The sequence below is a fragment of the Bacillus sp. UNC125MFCrub1.1 genome (assembly GCF_000701305.1).
In the GTDB taxonomy this organism is placed as follows: domain Bacteria; phylum Bacillota; class Bacilli; order Bacillales; family Bacillaceae; genus Bacillus; species Bacillus altitudinis.
Map to the genome: position 1 here is coordinate 865,956 of NZ_KL370769.1, position 17,321 is coordinate 883,276.

The 17,321-nt window shown below is 40.6% G+C and carries 20 protein-coding genes and 1 pseudogene; 8 read left to right on the forward strand and 13 right to left on the reverse strand.

Annotated features, from left to right (window positions below):
• Nucleotides 1-68 precede the first annotated feature (68 nt).
• From N521_RS17165 to ggt, 10 genes are all read right to left on the reverse strand, one after another.
• Nucleotides 69-1,100 (reverse strand): alcohol dehydrogenase catalytic domain-containing protein, encoded by a 1,032-nt coding sequence (locus tag N521_RS17165; protein WP_017367078.1) that lies wholly within the window; start codon nucleotides 1,098-1,100, stop codon nucleotides 69-71.
• Nucleotides 1,097-1,543, reverse strand: coding sequence for a hypothetical protein (locus tag N521_RS17170; RefSeq protein WP_008346260.1), 447 nt, complete (start codon nucleotides 1,541-1,543; stop codon nucleotides 1,097-1,099). Before N521_RS17170 ends, N521_RS17165 begins: the two co-directional genes overlap by 4 nt.
• 62 nt (nucleotides 1,544-1,605) lie before the next feature.
• Entirely contained in the window at nucleotides 1,606-1,884 is a 279-nt protein-coding gene (locus N521_RS17175) for a PTS sugar transporter subunit IIB (protein ID WP_008346262.1), read from the reverse strand.
• Between the two features lie 19 nt (nucleotides 1,885-1,903).
• Nucleotides 1,904-3,277: a PTS galactitol transporter subunit IIC gene (locus N521_RS17180; RefSeq protein WP_007498866.1), complete on the reverse strand. Its 1,374-nt coding sequence runs from the start codon at nucleotides 3,275-3,277 to the stop codon at nucleotides 1,904-1,906.
• 50 nt (nucleotides 3,278-3,327) lie between these two features.
• Nucleotides 3,328-3,795 carry a PTS sugar transporter subunit IIA gene (locus N521_RS17185; RefSeq protein WP_008346265.1) on the reverse strand — a complete coding sequence of 156 codons (468 nt, stop codon included), beginning with the start codon at nucleotides 3,793-3,795 and terminating at the stop codon, nucleotides 3,328-3,330.
• 240 nt (nucleotides 3,796-4,035) lie between these two features.
• Complete coding sequence (locus N521_RS17190) at nucleotides 4,036-4,767, reverse strand: sulfate/molybdate ABC transporter ATP-binding protein (RefSeq protein WP_051632389.1); 732 nt, start codon at nucleotides 4,765-4,767, stop codon at nucleotides 4,036-4,038.
• A gap of 15 nt (nucleotides 4,768-4,782) precedes the next feature.
• Nucleotides 4,783-5,652 carry a sulfate ABC transporter permease subunit CysW gene (gene cysW / locus N521_RS17195; protein ID WP_017359152.1) on the reverse strand — a complete coding sequence of 290 codons (870 nt, stop codon included), beginning with the start codon at nucleotides 5,650-5,652 and terminating at the stop codon, nucleotides 4,783-4,785.
• A gap of 5 nt (nucleotides 5,653-5,657) precedes the next feature.
• Nucleotides 5,658-6,503, reverse strand: coding sequence for a sulfate ABC transporter permease subunit CysT (gene cysT, locus N521_RS17200; protein ID WP_017359153.1), 846 nt, complete (start codon nucleotides 6,501-6,503; stop codon nucleotides 5,658-5,660).
• 11 nt (nucleotides 6,504-6,514) lie between these two features.
• Nucleotides 6,515-7,546 (reverse strand): sulfate ABC transporter substrate-binding protein, encoded by a 1,032-nt coding sequence (locus N521_RS17205; protein WP_025207202.1) that lies wholly within the window; start codon nucleotides 7,544-7,546, stop codon nucleotides 6,515-6,517.
• 262 nt (nucleotides 7,547-7,808) lie between these two features.
• Entirely contained in the window at nucleotides 7,809-9,563 is a 1,755-nt protein-coding gene (ggt, locus tag N521_RS17210; protein WP_035392335.1) for a gamma-glutamyltransferase, read from the reverse strand.
• Between the two features lie 227 nt (nucleotides 9,564-9,790).
• Here ggt and N521_RS17215 point away from each other — a divergent pair, with 227 nt between their 5' ends.
• From N521_RS17215 to N521_RS19930, 6 genes are all read left to right on the forward strand, one after another.
• Nucleotides 9,791-10,249, forward strand: coding sequence for an ASCH domain-containing protein (locus N521_RS17215; RefSeq protein ID WP_035392337.1), 459 nt, complete (start codon nucleotides 9,791-9,793; stop codon nucleotides 10,247-10,249).
• A gap of 206 nt (nucleotides 10,250-10,455) precedes the next feature.
• Entirely contained in the window at nucleotides 10,456-11,073 is a 618-nt protein-coding gene (locus N521_RS17220; protein WP_017359157.1) for a DUF47 domain-containing protein, read from the forward strand.
• A 15-nt stretch (nucleotides 11,074-11,088) separates the two neighbouring features.
• Nucleotides 11,089-12,087, forward strand: a complete 999-nt coding sequence (locus N521_RS17225; protein WP_017359158.1) for an inorganic phosphate transporter — start codon at nucleotides 11,089-11,091, stop codon at nucleotides 12,085-12,087.
• Nucleotides 12,088-12,233: 146 nt separating this feature from the next.
• Nucleotides 12,234-13,004 (forward strand): type II toxin-antitoxin system SpoIISA family toxin, encoded by a 771-nt coding sequence (locus N521_RS17230; RefSeq protein WP_019743468.1) that lies wholly within the window; start codon nucleotides 12,234-12,236, stop codon nucleotides 13,002-13,004.
• Nucleotides 12,973-13,149: a type II toxin-antitoxin system SpoIISB family antitoxin gene (locus tag N521_RS17235; RefSeq protein ID WP_008346289.1), complete on the forward strand. Its 177-nt coding sequence runs from the start codon at nucleotides 12,973-12,975 to the stop codon at nucleotides 13,147-13,149. The genes N521_RS17230 and N521_RS17235 overlap by 32 nt, the downstream gene beginning before the upstream one ends.
• 99 nt (nucleotides 13,150-13,248) lie before the next feature.
• Nucleotides 13,249-13,380, forward strand: a complete 132-nt coding sequence (locus N521_RS19930; protein WP_255201815.1) for a hypothetical protein — start codon at nucleotides 13,249-13,251, stop codon at nucleotides 13,378-13,380.
• Here N521_RS19930 and N521_RS17240 read toward each other — a convergent pair.
• A complete protein-coding gene (locus N521_RS17240; protein WP_035392343.1) occupies nucleotides 13,369-14,268 on the reverse strand; it encodes an N-acetylmuramoyl-L-alanine amidase in 900 nt (299 codons plus the stop codon). The two genes, N521_RS19930 and N521_RS17240, sit on opposite strands and share 12 nt — an antisense overlap.
• A gap of 311 nt (nucleotides 14,269-14,579) precedes the next feature.
• Here N521_RS17240 and N521_RS17250 point away from each other — a divergent pair, with 311 nt between their 5' ends.
• Nucleotides 14,580-15,164 (forward strand): ImmA/IrrE family metallo-endopeptidase, encoded by a 585-nt coding sequence (locus N521_RS17250; RefSeq protein WP_008346294.1) that lies wholly within the window; start codon nucleotides 14,580-14,582, stop codon nucleotides 15,162-15,164.
• On the opposite strand, the gene N521_RS17255 is transcribed toward N521_RS17250, so the two are convergent.
• Nucleotides 15,155-15,778: a poly-gamma-glutamate hydrolase family protein gene (locus N521_RS17255; RefSeq protein ID WP_017359604.1), complete on the reverse strand. Its 624-nt coding sequence runs from the start codon at nucleotides 15,776-15,778 to the stop codon at nucleotides 15,155-15,157. The two genes, N521_RS17250 and N521_RS17255, sit on opposite strands and share 10 nt — an antisense overlap.
• A gap of 244 nt (nucleotides 15,779-16,022) precedes the next feature.
• Between N521_RS17255 and N521_RS17260 the strand changes: the two genes are divergently transcribed.
• Entirely contained in the window at nucleotides 16,023-16,394 is a 372-nt protein-coding gene (locus N521_RS17260) for a DUF5412 domain-containing protein (protein ID WP_017359605.1), read from the forward strand.
• Between the two features lie 39 nt (nucleotides 16,395-16,433).
• Here the strand turns inward: N521_RS17260 and N521_RS17265 are convergent.
• Nucleotides 16,434-17,258, reverse strand: a pseudogene (locus N521_RS17265) (methyl-accepting chemotaxis protein).
• Nucleotides 17,259-17,321 lie beyond the last annotated feature (63 nt).

Consider the following 17,321-nt stretch of genomic DNA (forward strand, 5'->3'; position numbering starts at 1 on the left):
TTCAGAAAAAAAGAGAAAGGCAAAGCCCTTTTCCAAAGACCTTCTCTTTCTCTCCATCTCGTACATTCTCATTCATCTGGATACATCATGATTTTGACGCTTTCACCTTCTGGATGCCTAGCGCATTCTATCGCCTGACGAAGCTGACTTAATGGATATCGATGCGTCACCATTTTTTCTGTATGAACGACCTTTGCTTTTAAGAGCTCTAGCGCTTCACGATAATGGTATGGATGCGAGGAATAAGCTCCGACTACTTTTACTTCATCATGGAAAAAACGTTCTGCTGGAATGGAGACATCCCCTTTCGGAAAGTGAGCAAAGACCAAAATCGTTCCGCCTCTTGCAACAGCTTGAAATGCTTCTTTTAAAAGCGCACTGCTCCCCACAGAAATAATGACAAGGTCCGCTCCCTTTCCATCTGTTTCTTTCATGACGCGGTTTTCTACTGGCTCAGATGCTGGATGAAAAGCGACGTCCGCCCCAAGATTTCTTGCTTGAAGGAGCCTGTTCTCATTTACGTCTGTGATCATCACTTTTCCAGCCAAATAATATTTGGCAAGCTGTAATTGAATGCAGCCAATTTGCCCCGCTCCAAGAATCAAGACCGAATCTCCAGGATGAACGGGCGCCCTTTCAAAGCCGTGAAGACAGCAGGCAACCGGTTCGACCATCGCTCCTTGTTCATATGAGACGTCATGTGGGAGCTTGCCCATTGTATGCTTCACATGTAAAGCAGGAACACGAATATATTCCGAAAAACCGCCCGGCTCTACATTTGTGGCTGCAAATTGCGGGCACATTGTATAAAATCCTCTTTGACAAAAGTCACAAGTGAAACAAGGGACATGATGCGCTACATACACCCTGTCTCCCGTTTGAACATGTGTGACGTGACGGCCTGTTTCGATAATGTCACCAGCGATTTCATGCCCTAGCACTGTGCCAGGAGGTACCGTCTCATGTGTTGCTTTATAAATATCCGTCCCGCATAAGCCGCAGGCACGCATTTTTAATAATACTTCATCATCACCAATGGCTGGCCGCTTCCGCTCCTCGTAACGAATGTCCTCTGAAGAATAAAAGACAGCTGATTTCATTTAGCCGCATCCTCCTTTTCATCACATGTCGCAAGACTCTGCAAGGATTGAACGAGCTGCTTGTACTCACTCATCTCACTTGAAATCCAGTAGCGTCCGCCAAATATTCGCGCAGGTCCCACTCTGACATATACTTTCCCGATATGAGGATATGGTTTTAAAAACAATTTTCCTTTAATATCGGACACGGCATATGTGTGCCACCTGCCAAAAGCACCTATTTTCAGCTCATCTTCACTAATCATGATATTCGTTGGCTGATTCAGGCCAGTGATGCTAGAAAGCATAAGGATAGGCAGCGTATAGACACCTAACACAGCTAATGGCTCAGGTCCTGCCGACATCAACGTATAAAGAGACCAGAGAAAAAACACACATATTAACAAGGCCGGAAGGAAAATAGAAAACATGGCAGACGTTCGGCTATAAGCATGCTGCTGCATGAGAGCTCCTCCTTTCAAATGACATGGAAGGAGCTTTCGCAGCTCCTCCACGCAACCATCGTTCACTTAATATGATCGATAATTTTTTCAATATCCTCTTCAATGCCAAATCCCGTTAAAAAAGACAACGTTTGAATCACAGGCGTTCCTTTTGTATCACTAACAGGCGTTGTCGTCACAATTAAATCAGCACCCTCCGCCTTCTGCGGAACCTCAGATGCCTTACACTGTTCAACGATGACATCGTATCCTTTTTCCTTTAATGTCTCTTCTACCTTTTTTGCTACAACCGTTGACGTAGCAACTGCCGTTCCACAAGATACTAATATTTTTTTTGCCATGAGAATCCCTCCAGCTCATTTATTGATCTTTCTGATCTAAGCCCATTTCTTTTGCATACTGCTTTTTAATATCATTTCGCACCCAGTACCAAAGAAGCGCATATGCCAGTGCACAGACAATCGCTGCAATGAAGTAAGGGTTGCTCGGATCAAGAAGTCTCACCATGATCCAAGGAATGACGTGTGAACCAAGATCAATACCAGAGATCATATTTGCCCCTTCTGGGAAGTCGAAACCAACTGCTTTCCCCATTGTTGTGGCGAGTGGTGCAAGGTTCGTTGCAATGAAGAAAACAATCATTAAAGTAAAAATACTGTTAATGAGGCCGCGAATAATATTCCCACGAGCGGCAGCTACTGCCCATACCACTGTAAATGGCAGAACCGATAAGTCTGCAAACGGCAGCATACCATTGTAGGGAAGAACGACAGCGAGCAAAATGGTGATTGGCACCATCAAAAGGGCTACAGCCATATTCGCTGGATGACCAATGACAATCGCTGTATCCAAACCAATATAGACATTTTTTCCAGGGAAACGCTTTTGAATATAAGAACGAGCACCCTCAGAGATTGGAATAAGTCCTTCCATTAATAAAGCAACCATTCTTGGCATTAACACAAGCACTGCAGCCATTTGAATTCCAAGGGTCATGACACCTTTTGCATCATAGCCACCAAGAAGACCAATAATGATACCAAGTATAAGACCCATTACAAGCGGTTCACCAAAGATGCCAAAACGTTTTTTCAAAGTTTCTGGATCCGCATGAATTTTGTTTAAACCAGGGATTTTATCAATCACGCGGTTTGACGCATACATGAGCGGAGCGAAGTTGACCGTTTCAGCATGAGCCATCGATACGCCTTTTAATCCGAAATGGTGTTCAATCGTCGGTGCCGTCCAATCGGCGAGTTTTAGTGTAATCGCAGAAACGATTAAACCAACGGCAAGAGCTAAGAACATATTATGATAAGCGTAGTAAGTAACAGAAGCAGCGAAAATCAAATGCCAGAAATTCCAAATATCCACATTCAATGTTTTCGTAAAGTTAACAGACAGCAAAATGACATTTAACAAGAGCACAAGAGGAATCATCAAAGGGGCAACAGGTGTACCAAATGAAATGGCGGCTCCAATCGGCCAACCGACATCTAAAATATCAAGCTTTAATCCAAGAGAATTGACCATGGCTTTGGCTGCTGGTCCAAGACCGCTTACGAGTAAATTAATGACAAGATTGACCCCGACAAATCCAATTCCGATCGTAATACCTGCACGGAAGGATTTTTTAAATCCTTGCCTTAAAATCATACCGAATAACGTCATAATAATTGGGAGCATAATTGTTGGCCCTAAGTCTAAGATGAAATCGACGGCTTGCTTGATCATACATCCACCTCCTGATTTTAAATAAAGCGCTTACATTATGTCGTGAATAGCTATTGGTTTAATTCTTTTTGAAGTACATCAACTGCTTCTTCATACGATGTCATGTGAGATAAACTTGTCATTACTTCTTCTTTTCTGAAAAGCGTCATCAGTTTCTCTAACATCACGAGCTGTTTACTAGGTTCAGAGATTGCCAGAACGAACACAATTTTGGCTTGAACTGTCTCATGAGGGCTTCCCATCTTATGAAAAATAACAGGTTCCTTTAATGTCGCTACACTGATCGCCGGTTTGTTTACATGTTCAGGATCTGTATGGGGAATGGCTACCCCAAAGGTCGCAAGAGGAAGACCGGTCGGATATGTTTTTTCTCTTTCAAGCACTGCTGGTAAAAAGCTCGATTTGATATACCCTCCAGTTTCTAACCTTTCTGCTAAATAGGCAGTCACCTCCTCACTTGAAGATGCTTCGTATTGCAGCTCAATCAGCTGTTGATCTAACTCAAACAAGCTGTTCAAACAACCACCCCTTTCATTTGGTATAAATATGAACACATGTAACAAAAAGAATGAACATTTTAAAATAGAACCTTTCGTAAAGCGCTTACAAATACATGTTTTATAAAATGTTCAATACTGTTACCTTTGTAAAGATATTATAATATTCAAAATTATAAGTCAATGTTCCTAGGAAAATTTTTATAAAAAAAGATGCAGCTTTTTGCCGCATCTCTTTTATTACATCACATCAACTTCTTGTTAAATATGGCTTCCTATATCTAAAAATTCAGCTACAAAAAGGTTGTCTGTCTGCTCTGTCATTTCTTTTTTTGTGCCGATTTTTTCGATTCTGCCCTCATTCATCACCACAACACGATCAGCGATATCAAACGCTTCTTCTTGATCATGCGTCACAAAGATGGTCGTCATTTGAAATTCTTGATGAACTTTTTTCAGCCAATGTCTTAAGTCTTTTCTCACCTTTGAATCTAGTGCACCAAAAGGTTCATCTAAGAGAAGAGCTTTCGGTTTAACGGCTAGCGCACGTGCAAGTGCTACACGTTGCTTTTGTCCACCTGACAGCTGCTCTGGATAACGGTGAGCATACTGCGTTAATTGAACGACTTTCAGCAGCTCATGCACCCGCTCTTTGATGTCTTTTTTAGGCAGCCTTTCTCCTCTAGGTTTCATCTTCAATCCAAAAGCCACATTATCAAATACCGTCATATTTCGAAAAAGCGCATATTGCTGAAAGACAAAACCAATTTGCCGTTTTCGCACTGGAATGTGAGTATAATCCTGTTCTCCAAATAAGATCTGCCCTGTATTCGCATCATCAAGCCCTGCAATAATTCTTAATAAAGTCGTCTTACCTGATCCAGATGGTCCTAGTAAGGATATTAATTCCCCATTTCCGATCGTCAAATCCACGTTTTGCAAAACCTTCGTCTGCCCAAATTGCTTTGATATTTGTTTCGCTGTAATCCCCAAGGCTGATCCCTCCATTTATTTTGAACGCTTGCCAAGCCTGTGATCTCTCTGCTGAATGATCTGCTTGATGATTAATGTGATGACCGCAACAAACGCCATGAGAGAGGCCACGGCAAAAGCCGCTTGGAATTGATACTCGTTGTATAGAATTTCTATATGAAGCGGCATTGTATTTGTCATTCCGCGGATATGACCGGATACAACTGACACTGCACCAAATTCACCAATCGCCCTTGCCCCTGCTAAAATGGCGCCGTAAAAAAGGGCCCATTTTATATTTGGAAGTGTCACAAGGAAAAAGGTCTTCCACCCACTGGCACCAAGCGTAAGCGATGCTTCTTCCTCATGAATGCCTTCATTTTGCATAAACGGAATTAACTCTCTCGCAACAAAAGGAAATGTCACAAAGATGGTCGCAAGAATCATCCCCGGTACAGAGTAAATCACTTTCCATCCATTTGCTAAAAGCCACGGTCCTAAAAGTCCATTTGAACCAAATAAAAGTACAAATACAAGTCCTGCAATGACAGGTGACACCGCAAACGGAAGATCAATGACAGTTGTTAACAAACGTTTTCCCGGGAAATGAAATTTTGTGATGAGCCAAGCAGCACTGATCCCAAAAATCATTTGAAGCGGCAATGTGATCATCACAATGAAAACAGTCAATTTAATTGCCGCAAGCGTGTCTGGATGTGAGATGGCAAGAAGATAAGAACTCCATCCTTTCTCAAAAGCCTTTGAAAACACAGCAATCAACGGCATGAGTAAAAACAAAATCAAAAAAGCATACACCACACTAATCAACATACTCTTCACCGCTTTTGATTCCGTCACAGGACTCCTGTACTTGATGCGGTGCTCTTTAAGAAGCTCCCTTTCCAATCGTCTCACCTCACTTCCACTTGTTTTTTCCGCTCGACAAACCACTGCAATCCGTGAATCAATAACAAAATGACAAATGATAAGAGCAGCATGAAACAGGCAATGGCTGCGGCACCTTGATAATCATACTGCTCAAGCTTAGACATGATCATCAGTGGTGTAATCTCTGTTTTAAACGGAATATTTCCCGCTATAAACACAACGGAGCCATATTCACCGAGTGCTCTTGCAAATGCAAGAGAAAATCCAGTCATTACCGCTGGAAACAAGGCAGGCAGCAGTACATGAAAAAAGGTCTGTTTTCTTGTAGCACCAAGTATGGCTGCGGCCTCTTCCACTTCCTGCTCAAGCCCCTCAATGACCGGTTGAACCGTTCTTATGACAAATGGAATGCCAATAAAAATCAGTGCCAAGATAATCCCGAGCGGGGTGTATGCCACCTTCACATGCAAAAATTGCCCAATCCACCCATTCGGAGAATAAAGAGTCGTCAAAGCGATGCCAGCCACTGCCGTTGGAAGAGCAAACGGCAAATCGATGAGGGCATCCAGGATGTTCTTTCCTGGAAACGAGTACCGCGTGAGAACCCATGCGATCAGTACACCGAAACCTGCATTGATGAGTGCAGCTGCAAAAGAAGTCGTAACCGTAAGCTGCAGCGACTTTAGCACCCGCGCATCACTAAAGACATTCCAAATTCCTTCTGCTCCTAATGAAGCCGTCCAAATAAATACCATAGATAAAGGAATCACGACAATCGCACTGACATAAACAAGTGTCACTCCGAGACTCAGCCCGAATCCAGGCAATACACGTTTTCTTTTATTGGCGGCAGTATAGCCTTTCTTCATCACGTCGCCCCCTATTTTTGTCCGCTATATATTTGATCAAATAATCCGCCATCATCAAAAAATCTTTTCTGCGCCTTTCGCCATCCGCCAAATGCCTGATCAATGGTCACCATATCAATCTCTTTAAATTGATCTTTATATTTGTTTAGCACTTCTTGATTTCTTGGTCGATAATAGTTTTTCGCCGCAATTTCCTGTCCTTTTTTAGAATACAAATAATCTAAATAAGCCTTTGCCACTTTCTCTGTTCCTTTTCGTTTCACATTTTGGTCGACAACGGCAACGGGCGGCTCTGCTAGAATACTAATGGAGGGACTGACAATCTCAAATTTGTCTTTGCCTAATTCATGCAGTGTCAAATAGGCTTCATTTTCCCAAGCAATTAACACGTCACCAAGACCGCGCTCGACAAAAGTTGTTGTGGCGCCGCGAGCACCTGAATCGAGCACCTCGACATGTTCATATAACTTTTTCACAAAATCCTTCGTTTTTTCTTCATCCCCATGAAAGGTTTTATCGGCATATGCCCATGCGGCTAAATAATTCCATCTTGCACCGCCTGACGTTTTTGGATTTGGTGTGATGATAGATACACCTGGCTGAAGCAAGTCATCCCAGTCTTTAATATTTTTGGGGTTCCCTTTCTTCACAAGAAACACAATCGTAGACGTGTAAGGTGTGGACTGATTCGGAAATTCTTTTTGCCAATCCTTTGAAAGTAGCCCTCGATCTGCAATGGCATCAATGTCGTACCCAAGAGCAAGTGTAGCCACGTCTGCTTCGAGTCCATCAATAATCGATCTCCCCTGCTTACCCGACCCTCCATGAGACTGCTGTATCGTCACATCTTCACCGGTTTTGTCTTTCCAATAAGTCTGGAAGGCTTGATTGTATTCCTGATACAATTCACGTGTAGGATCGTATGACACATTCAACAGCTCAACCTTTCCATTTTGATTTGAGGCTTCATTCGCATTTGAGCATGCGGCACTTGTGATGATGAAAAGTGTCATCGCAATAGACATCCATATCCAATTTTTCATGTTATCCGCTCCCTTTCACATTGAATAGTGACACCAACCTTGCCGTTTTCAGTTCTATACGCAAAAAAGGCCCTCAGCGATTGAAGTACAAAAAAGTCCTGTACGTCAATGCCAAGAGCCTTCGGTTGTCCGATCAGCTATGTATGATTGATGTTAGTCTATATATTATTCAAACTATTCACAGGTGTCAACTGTGTTTTTATTTTAATGAAAACTAAAAAGAAACGCCTTCTTGATGAGGCGCTTCTTTTCCCGGGAAATGCTATTGATCTGCAGCTACTTTTAGATTGACACCAACAGCAGTTCCATTTCTCGTTGAATCAGCTACTCCAGTGAATGTCCCTGCTTTTCGATCAATCAGTAAAGCTTGCACATTCCCTATATCAATAGGGGAACTGCCAAACTGGTGACCCATATCATTTAACTTTGTTCTTACATCTAGAGGGACACCTACTTCATAACGATACGAAGTTAAGCTGTTTGTGTAGATTCTTGGCTCTTCTACTGCATCCTGAAGCTCCATGTCATATTCAAGTAAATTGAGAATCGTCTGTGAAACAGAAGCAATGATCGTCGTTCCACCAGGAGACCCAACAGTCATGACAGGCTCTCCATCTTTAAAAATGATCGTCGGGGTCATGCTTGATAACGGACGTTTATTGGGCTGGACTTCATTTGCCCCGCCAGGTCTTGCATCAAAATCAGTCAGTTCATTATTTAAGAAAAATCCATACTCTGGAACAAGAATCCCTGTACCAAATAATTGTTCAATGGTCGTTGTAAATGACACAACATTTCCCCACTGATCTGCAACAGTAAAATGGGTCGTCTCACCAATGGTTTTATCTTCTGGCTGAGGAACAATTGGGGATGGATTTTTTTCATCCTCATATGCCCAAGGATCTCCTTCTTTCGGGCTGCGATTCATTTGATCTAATTGAATGAGAGAGGCTCTTTCTGAAATGTAATCATCGTCTAGTAGTCCTTTTAGTGGAACATCTACGAATTCGGGGTCGCCGGCATATGCGGCTCTGTCAGCATAGGAGAGGTGCATTGTTTCAGCAAGCAGCTGATATTTTTCGAATGATTTGGGGTCATACTGAGACAGGTTAAAATGGTCAAGTATTTTGAGAATTTGTAGCATAAACACCCCGCCTGAGCTTGGTGGAGGCATGCTTGCAAGCTGATATCCTTTATAGTCTCCCCAGATTGGCTTGTCAGTCTTGACTTCATAACGTTTGATATCTTTTGAAGTCATCGTCCCGCCAAAATCTTGAACTGTATTTGCAAGTGCCTTTGCTACTTTTCCTTCATAAAATGCTTTGCTTCCTTTTTTCGCAATGAGTTTAAATGTTTTTGCAAGACCTGGCTGTACAAGCAGCTCTCCTTCTTCGAGCGGCTGATCATTTGGAAGAAAAATTGGCGCTGCGGCCGTTTTTTTCAATTTTCCTTGATGATCATCAATCGCTTTTGCCAAGACAGAATCAATTTTAAAACCATCTTCTGCAAGTTGAATGGAGGGCTCAATCAATTCCTTCATAGAACGAGTACCCCACTTATCTAATGCAGCTTCAAGACCTTTTACAGTCCCTGGAACACCTACCGCATTTCCATGTGTAGATCGCTCAGCAAACGGAATCACTTTTCCATCATCTGTTAAAAACATGTCAGGTGTTGCGCCCTGTGGTGCTCGCTCTCTGCTATTGATGATGGATGTTTCCTTTGTTTTCCCATCATAAACCATCATAAATCCGCCACCGCCAATTCCAGACATCATTGGCTCTGTTACGTTAAGTGCGTACTGAATGGCAACAGCAGCATCCACTGCGTTCCCACCTTTTTTCAATACGTCAGCACCAATCTCTGATGCAAGCGGATGTGCAGTAGCCACCATACCATCTTTGCCAACAGCTACTTTATTCCCATGAGTTTCGTTTGCAGTGACTTGGCTGACCGGCAGGAAAAACGAGAAAACAAACAGACATATGGACAAAACAGTTAGAGAAATGCGTTTCATGAACAACACCCCTTCCATATTCTTACTTTGACCTTACCGACTTCTTGACCAGAATACAATAGATTATTCTAAAATTTCAAAATTTTTCATTCTATCATCCTATATCTGCCAAACAAAACGCATGTTTTCAAAACATATGACATGCACAGTTCGTAGTAATAAAGACATATGATTTCCAAGTTTGAAACTTCACGATATAATAATCTCATAACAAAGGGGGAAAAAGGATGAACCACAAAAGCACTTTATTTTGGGAATCTTATTGGGAGGAAAAATCAGAAAAAACTCCTGATCACGCCTCTGTTTCTGCTTGGGCATTTGGCGCAGATCCAGATCACTTGCTTGACCTTGTACAACAAGGGAAAAAAACAGCCACTTGTTCTGGATACCTTTTTTACGAAAAAGAACAAGAGCCTCTTCCAAAACCCGGTCAATATGCGGTCATTTTGGACAGCAGGGAGGAACCAAAAGCCATCATAGAGATCACACAAGTAGATATCATGCCAATGAATGAGGTTCCTGAATCATTTGCAAAAGCAGAAGGTGAAGGCGATCTTTCATATGACTATTGGTACAAAGAACATGAAGAATTTTTCACAGAAGCCCTTAAGCCGTACGGATTAACATTTAAGGAAGATATGCTTCTTGTTTGTGAGCGGTTTAAGCTTGTTTATTCAGCTTCTTAACTTTTAAGCGGTGCCAAAAATGGTCCGCTTTTTTGCTTTCTTTTCCCCTTTCTGAAAAAGGTGAGTTGAGATCACATCTTTAGGTCAGAATAAGATCAAATAGAAAAAGTGAAGAAATTTTCGACTACACCTGTTTTTTTTCGACAAAAGAATATATAATTATTTGATGTGTGCATTGTCTCATTTATACAATGGAGGGTTTTTACATGTTAAAAAGGAAAAAAGACAAGTTTTCCGTCTTGTTAACGGAAATTGCTAAAAATTTAGATGAAACTGCTGAGTATTTTGTTAGCTATAAAGTAACAAATCAAACCACTCTGAAAGAATTTTCTGACACATTGAAGGAATATGAGACAAAAGGTGATAATCATGTTCATACCATGATTAAAGAGCTGAATAAAGCCTTTATTACACCGATTGAACGTGAAGACATTCTTCAATTGACGAATAGCCTCGACGATGTTTTAGACGGCATTGAGCATTTTTCAGCAACTTTAGAAATTTATTCAATTACAAGCTCTGACGAACATATCGACAAATTCAGCCACTACATCAGAGAATGTGCGAAAGAAATTTTAACGACTATTGAATTACTGGCTGATAATCGCTTGAAAGATATTCATCCGCACGCAATCAAAATTAAAGAGATTGAGCATAATTGTGACAATCTTCACCGCAAATCACTAAAGAACTTGTTTGGAAAAGAAACAGATCCAATTAAGGTCATTCAATACAAAGAAATTTACGAAACACTTGAAGAAATCGCAGATTCCTGTCAAAGTGTTGCCAACAATCTAGAAACAATCATTATGAAGAATGCGTAACGGGGTTAGTTAAACATGGATACATTACTCATCCTTACCATACTTATTGTCATTTGTGCACTTGCTTTTGATTTCATTAACGGATTCCACGATACAGCAAATGCCATTGCTACTTCTGTTTCAACAAAGGCGTTAAAGCCTAGACATGCTATTATTATGGCAGCGTTTATGAACTTCTTAGGAGCAATGACATTTACAGGTGTGGCAAAGTCCATTACAAAAGACATCGCAGATCCTTTTACACTTCAAAACGGATCTGTCGTCATTTTGGCTGCTTTAATTGCAGCGATAACTTGGAACTTGCTTACTTGGTATTACGGGATTCCGAGTAGTTCTTCACACGCACTGATCGGATCAATTGCAGGAGCTGTTATTGCCTCTGCTGGTTTTGGCGCTTTAAACTATTCGGGATTCATTAAAATCATTCAAGCACTTTTGCTTTCACCTATCCTGGCTTTTGTTTTAGGATATATCGTGTATACCATTATCAAAATTATATTCCGAAACAATAATCTCGCAAAAACAAATAAACAATTCCGACGTGTTCAAATTTTAACGGCTGCACTGCAATCGTATACCCACGGAACAAACGATGCGCAAAAAGCGATGGGAATTATTACGATGGCTTTAATTGCAGGTAATTTGCATACAACAGACGACATTCCTTTCTGGGTACAATTCTCTTGTGCGCTTGCAATGGGACTAGGTACGTCTATTGGCGGCTGGAAGATTATTAAAACAGTCGGCGGTAAAATCATGAAGATTCGTCCAGTAAACGGAGTATCTGCAGACTTAACGGGTGCAGCTATTATCTTCGGTGCAACATTTATTCACTTACCGGTTAGTACCACTCACGTGATCTCATCTTCTATTCTAGGTGTAGGATCTGCACATAGAGTAAAAGGAGTCAACTGGGGTACGGCAAAACGTATGCTTGTCACTTGGGTGATCACATTACCGATTTCGGGAACTCTAGGGGCACTTATATACTTTGTGTTAAATGCGATTCTCTAATATCAAAGACCTGTCTAACAGGTCTTTTTTTATTTGTTTACATTCTTAAATGCTCTTTTTCTGCAAGCCATTTTTTCATGAAGCAGGGTTTCCAATCATATCCATAGAAATAAATAAGTATCCATCTGTCTATGGGAGAGAAGAACATGCTATTATTTTTTCAATTGACTGTTTGGTTATTGCTAGGTGCTCTTGCTGTATATGTATTTGCGGTATGGCGCTTTGAACAAAAAGTAAAAGAAAAGATGTTTGCGATTCGTAAAACGTGGTATTGGATTTATGTAGCGGGTGCTGTTGTGTACTGGACAAATGACCCTGCTTCAATCTTCACCGATTGGATGCACTACCTGATTATTGCTGTTTTTTTCGCATTAACTGATGCCTTTATTTTCCTCAGCTCCTATATTAAAAAACTCGGAAATCATGAACTTGAAACCGACACCCATCAACTCCTAGAACAAAATAACGACCTGCTTCATTCTTACCTCAATAAACTAAAAACGTACCAATACCTATTGAAAAACGAACCGATCCATGTATATTATGGAAGTATAGAAGCATATATAGAGGGAATTGAACGACTGATCTATTCTTTTGCAGAAAAAATGAATATTCAAGCAGTTCTTTGTCCTTATGATACGCAGGAGCAAAAAGATGACCTGCTGCGGACACTTGATCAGAGAGCGCTTATTCAAGCAAAGCTTGACAGGCAGGAAGTGTATTACGATGATTTCGGCAAATTGGTTCTCATCCCGTTTTCAGTAGCGGATGCACACTTTGTGATTAAGCTGACCTCTGAGGATATTGTCACTGAATTCGACTATTTATTAATGACTTCACTTACAACGATTTATGACCTAATCTTGCCTGACGAAGAGGAAGGTGATGAAGATGGAACACGCACTTCAAGGGGATAATAACAATCGCAAGAAAAACCCATTTAAGATTTTAAAGAAAAAGCGCCATATTAGTATGGCTGATTACAAAGTAAGTCCCCATACGGAGCGTATTTTCAAAAAGAATGAACAGCTCCTAGATGAGTATAAAAATAAAAAAGCTTGATTACACTAAAGGACGCGGAACTTTATCCGCGTCCTACTTCCGTTTTCACATCTACTTGCATACAATAAAACCAACTGCTGCAACGATTGAGGTGCCAATATGAAAAAGAAACTTAAACAATTGAGGTATGTTCAGTTTGCTGAATTTAAGCCATCCCCTTATATCTGCCGATTACATGAAAAAAGTGAAGCCGTCATTCAAGCGGCCAAAAAGAAAGACTCACTGATTTAATAGTTGAAGCAGCTTCACTTTTGTTTTAGGACCGTATACTCCATCACTTGTTAGACCATTCATCAGTTGAAATCGCGCGACAGCATTGGCTGTTTTTTCCCCATAAACGCCATCAATGCCCTTATCTACAGCTGTTTTGTCAGGATAAAAATACACAGCAGCAAGCGCTTTTTGGACGAGACGTACATGCTCCCCTTTTGTCAGAGGTGATGTCACCTTTAACACCCCATCCGGCAATTCATAACTGAGCTTTTCTTCTGCATGATAAATCTTGAGAACTTGTCCAACTCGAATCATGTTCGGGTCACTAATCTGATTCCATGTCTGTAAATCACTCACTGTGACACCATGGGCTTTTGCAATACTCGTTAGCGTATCCCCGCTTTTCACCACATATGTGATCACCGTTTCCGGATCACCTGCAGTCTCAATTCCTCTTTTAAATTCATCCCATGTAGCTAGCAGCAGACGTGGACATGTTTTTCCTGACCAATGCTGATGCGTCACCACATTTGCTAATGGAATGCCATGTTCTTTTAAAAGCTTTTGAATAAGCCACTGGGCATGTTTGACAGCTTGTTGAAAGTTTCCATCCTCATTTTCACAAATTTCAATGCCAATCGATTTTCGATTGCCATCTCCATGTCCATCCCCAGCATGCCAACCATTTTCATTTAAAGGGAGATGCTGAAAAATTTCACTGTCATCCACTGTAAAGTGCCAGCTTACCTCTGTTGTTGAGCGTTTGACATATGCCGCGTGACTTTTTGCGTCAGCTCCCTTAGATGTATTGGCTGTGTTATGCACAGTTACATAAAGCGGCGTCATAGCATATCCTGGCCGATTTCCGTTTCCAACTGGAATAAAATCTTGATAAATTTGTACCATGTTTTGCACTCCTTTTTGTTAAATTGATGTTTGATCTTGCTCATCAATCGGTGGCAAACGTAAGACAAATTTGTTTGTTTTCGTCATAAGACTATGGTAAAATTTGAATTCAATCGCCGTTTTATCTTTATAAAAAATAAAAAACAGAACAAAAAAACAGGAAAAACTTCCAATTTTCTTTGATTTTATGTTAAAATTGTTAAAAATAAGCCGATATAAAAAGTAAGCGATAGCTTTATTAGCCATTTAGTCCTATATGGACTTTTCTTTTACGGCAAAAATAGAACATACGTTTGTATGGAGGTTTTGACATGACTTATTTTTTAACCCATTTAGAAGAAGATATTAAACGGTTATACACTCAACTGCAAATAAGCGGTCCTGCCTATGTAGACATGCATAGGATCGCAGCTGAATTTCATGTATGGGTACACTACGAGGATACTGGCAGCATGATGATCAAACATCAAGGTCTTTACAGTATTATTTTAAACAGAGCCTTATCGTCAGAAGAACAGTGGCAGGATTTCGCACACGAGCTTTGTCATGTGCTGAAGCATACAGGCAACCACTTTAACATGCACAAGCTCTTTCGAGAACTGCAAGAGTTTCAAGCAAAACAATTCATGTATCACTTTTGTGTTCCGACTTTTATGCTGCTGCAAATGACGCTCCCAAACCTTAGGCAGCAAGCCATTTTGCATATTGCTCAAACATTTCATGTCACTCGGGCTTTTGCTGAAAAACGGCTTGCTCTATTTGAACAGCGAAGAGCCGGCATTCAATTTCAAAAAGAATTTACTTCTTATTTAATGAGAGCCGGCAAGGTCGCAGAAAATGAAGCTGCGTATCAAACAAAAGCGTCAGCACACGTGACGTCAGAAGTTTATTCATAAAGACTTAACACTTGTTTCAGTACATTTGTGTATTGATAAAATTGTTCGGTTTGTGTATCACGCCTACGGCTCCGCCTAAAGTCTTGAAAGAAAGCTCTTCTCTGAGCTTGGCTAATTTCAATTTGAACACTTTTTCCTGTGAGGCATTGATTATTAATATTTTGAGGATGTGTTCCAGCAAATTGATCCGATTCAGATAAAAGTAAGGCATGGAAGCCATTTTGTGTGAGACACTTCACTGTTTCAGCAGCTTTTTCCCTGTCGGTACCACCAACTAAAGTTTGTAGAACGTCTGTTTCTCCATAGCCGTGGAGTGCAAATGTATAATGATGTGTATGCACTTGAGAAAGACAAATCGGCTCATCAAAACGTGTGCTCGTAATATGAAGAACATGATTGCCTTTCACTTTAAGGCCCTCGAATAAATACATAGAATAATCGGTTGCTACTTCATGGACCAGCTCGCTCACGCCAGATTCAATCCCTCCCGCATGAGGTGACAGGACGAGAAGCTGATCCCCTTTCCGCTGATGAAGAATTTGATAGTCGATCCCTTTTCTTTCATGAGCGGAAAGCTCTTCATAATTTTGATACGTATCTATGATTCGATTCATTCCATCTGCCCCATTTCTCTATATGAGCATAAGTCTACTGATCGCAAATTCTTTTGTAAAGTGTTTTCGAATGACCAGTGTGATCTGAATGCATCCTTAAATTTTCCTTATCTTTACGGGCTAACTGTTGAATGTTGAGAAAAAATGACCGATAATTGAAATGAATAGAACTTTTGGACTATATGAATCTTTTTGTAATCTCTCTCATATATTAGAATATTGCGATCTACACCTGGAGGAATTCATGTTTAAAAAGAAAACCACCATCATCCTTGCCATCTTATGTCTTAGCTTCGCCGGAATTATTTACTGGAAATGCTTCTCTCTTCAAGGCGTGTCTCACGGAACATTCATCCGCTCGATATCATCACCTGATGGAACCTATACCATTAACACATATCGACATAGCGGAGGAAAGCTAAAAGAGAATGCGGTCAGAGCAGAAATTGAAAACAAACTCACCCATCATAAGAAAACAATCTACTGGAAGTACCCTGATAAAGATCCTCTGATTAAATGGGAAAATGCACAGCTCGTTCAAATTGGACATGAGTTTTTAAATGTGGTCAAAGGTGAAACATACGATTATCGCTTTGATCAGAAAAACAGAAAATAACGAGCCAACAAAAAAACGAACCCTTTTTGGATTCGTTTTTTACGTTAACATCGCCTTTTGCATAAATTCTTTCATTTCTTTACTAAACATCGTCAACCTATCTACAATTTCACTAAACTCCGTCACTAATAAAGCTTGTTCTGAAGATGACCCTTTCATATGGCCCATACTCTCAAGTAATGTATGTATATTAGAGGAAATTCCTTGTAATGAACTTTCTATGTTTTCTGTCGCACGTGAGGTTTCGCTTGAGAGCTTTTGAACCTCGCTCGCTACCACACTAAAACCCGCTCCCTCTTTTCCTGCCCTGGCCGCTTCAATTGAAGCATTCAATCCTAGCAAACTCGTTTGTTTAGAGATACCTTTGATCATTTTTGTAATATCTGAAGTTTTTTTCGAGCTTTCAAGTGTTTGCTGTGTTTGGAATGTCATTTCCTCACTTGTCGCAGAGAGCTCTTCTGAATGAGCCGCCACCACATGTACTTTTTCTTGAATACTTTGAATGATGTCGTTCAATGACTCCATATACGCCTCAAGTTCTATTTGATTTTTAAGTGGAAAACCTAAAGCGATTGCACCAATGACTTGTTGATTTTCATCGAAAATCGGCAATCCCATTGCATTTAAAGGCGTCCCATACACCGATTCAGGTACGAATGTACTTGATGTTTCTCCTCTAAGCGCATTTTTCATATTCTGATCATCTGGTTTAATGGGATCTCCTGTCCGTATTTGAAAATCCACATCTTTTGATGGCAAATACAGCAAGAATTTTTCTCAATCAATGACACCCATCGTCACTTCATCTTTTAAAATCTTCATCATATAAGGTGCTGCGGTTACAATACTCTGTAGTATATCCATTCTCTCTACCCCCTTAATGTATTTATCGGTCATTCCTCTCAAATTTGATTATTATTTTTTAAA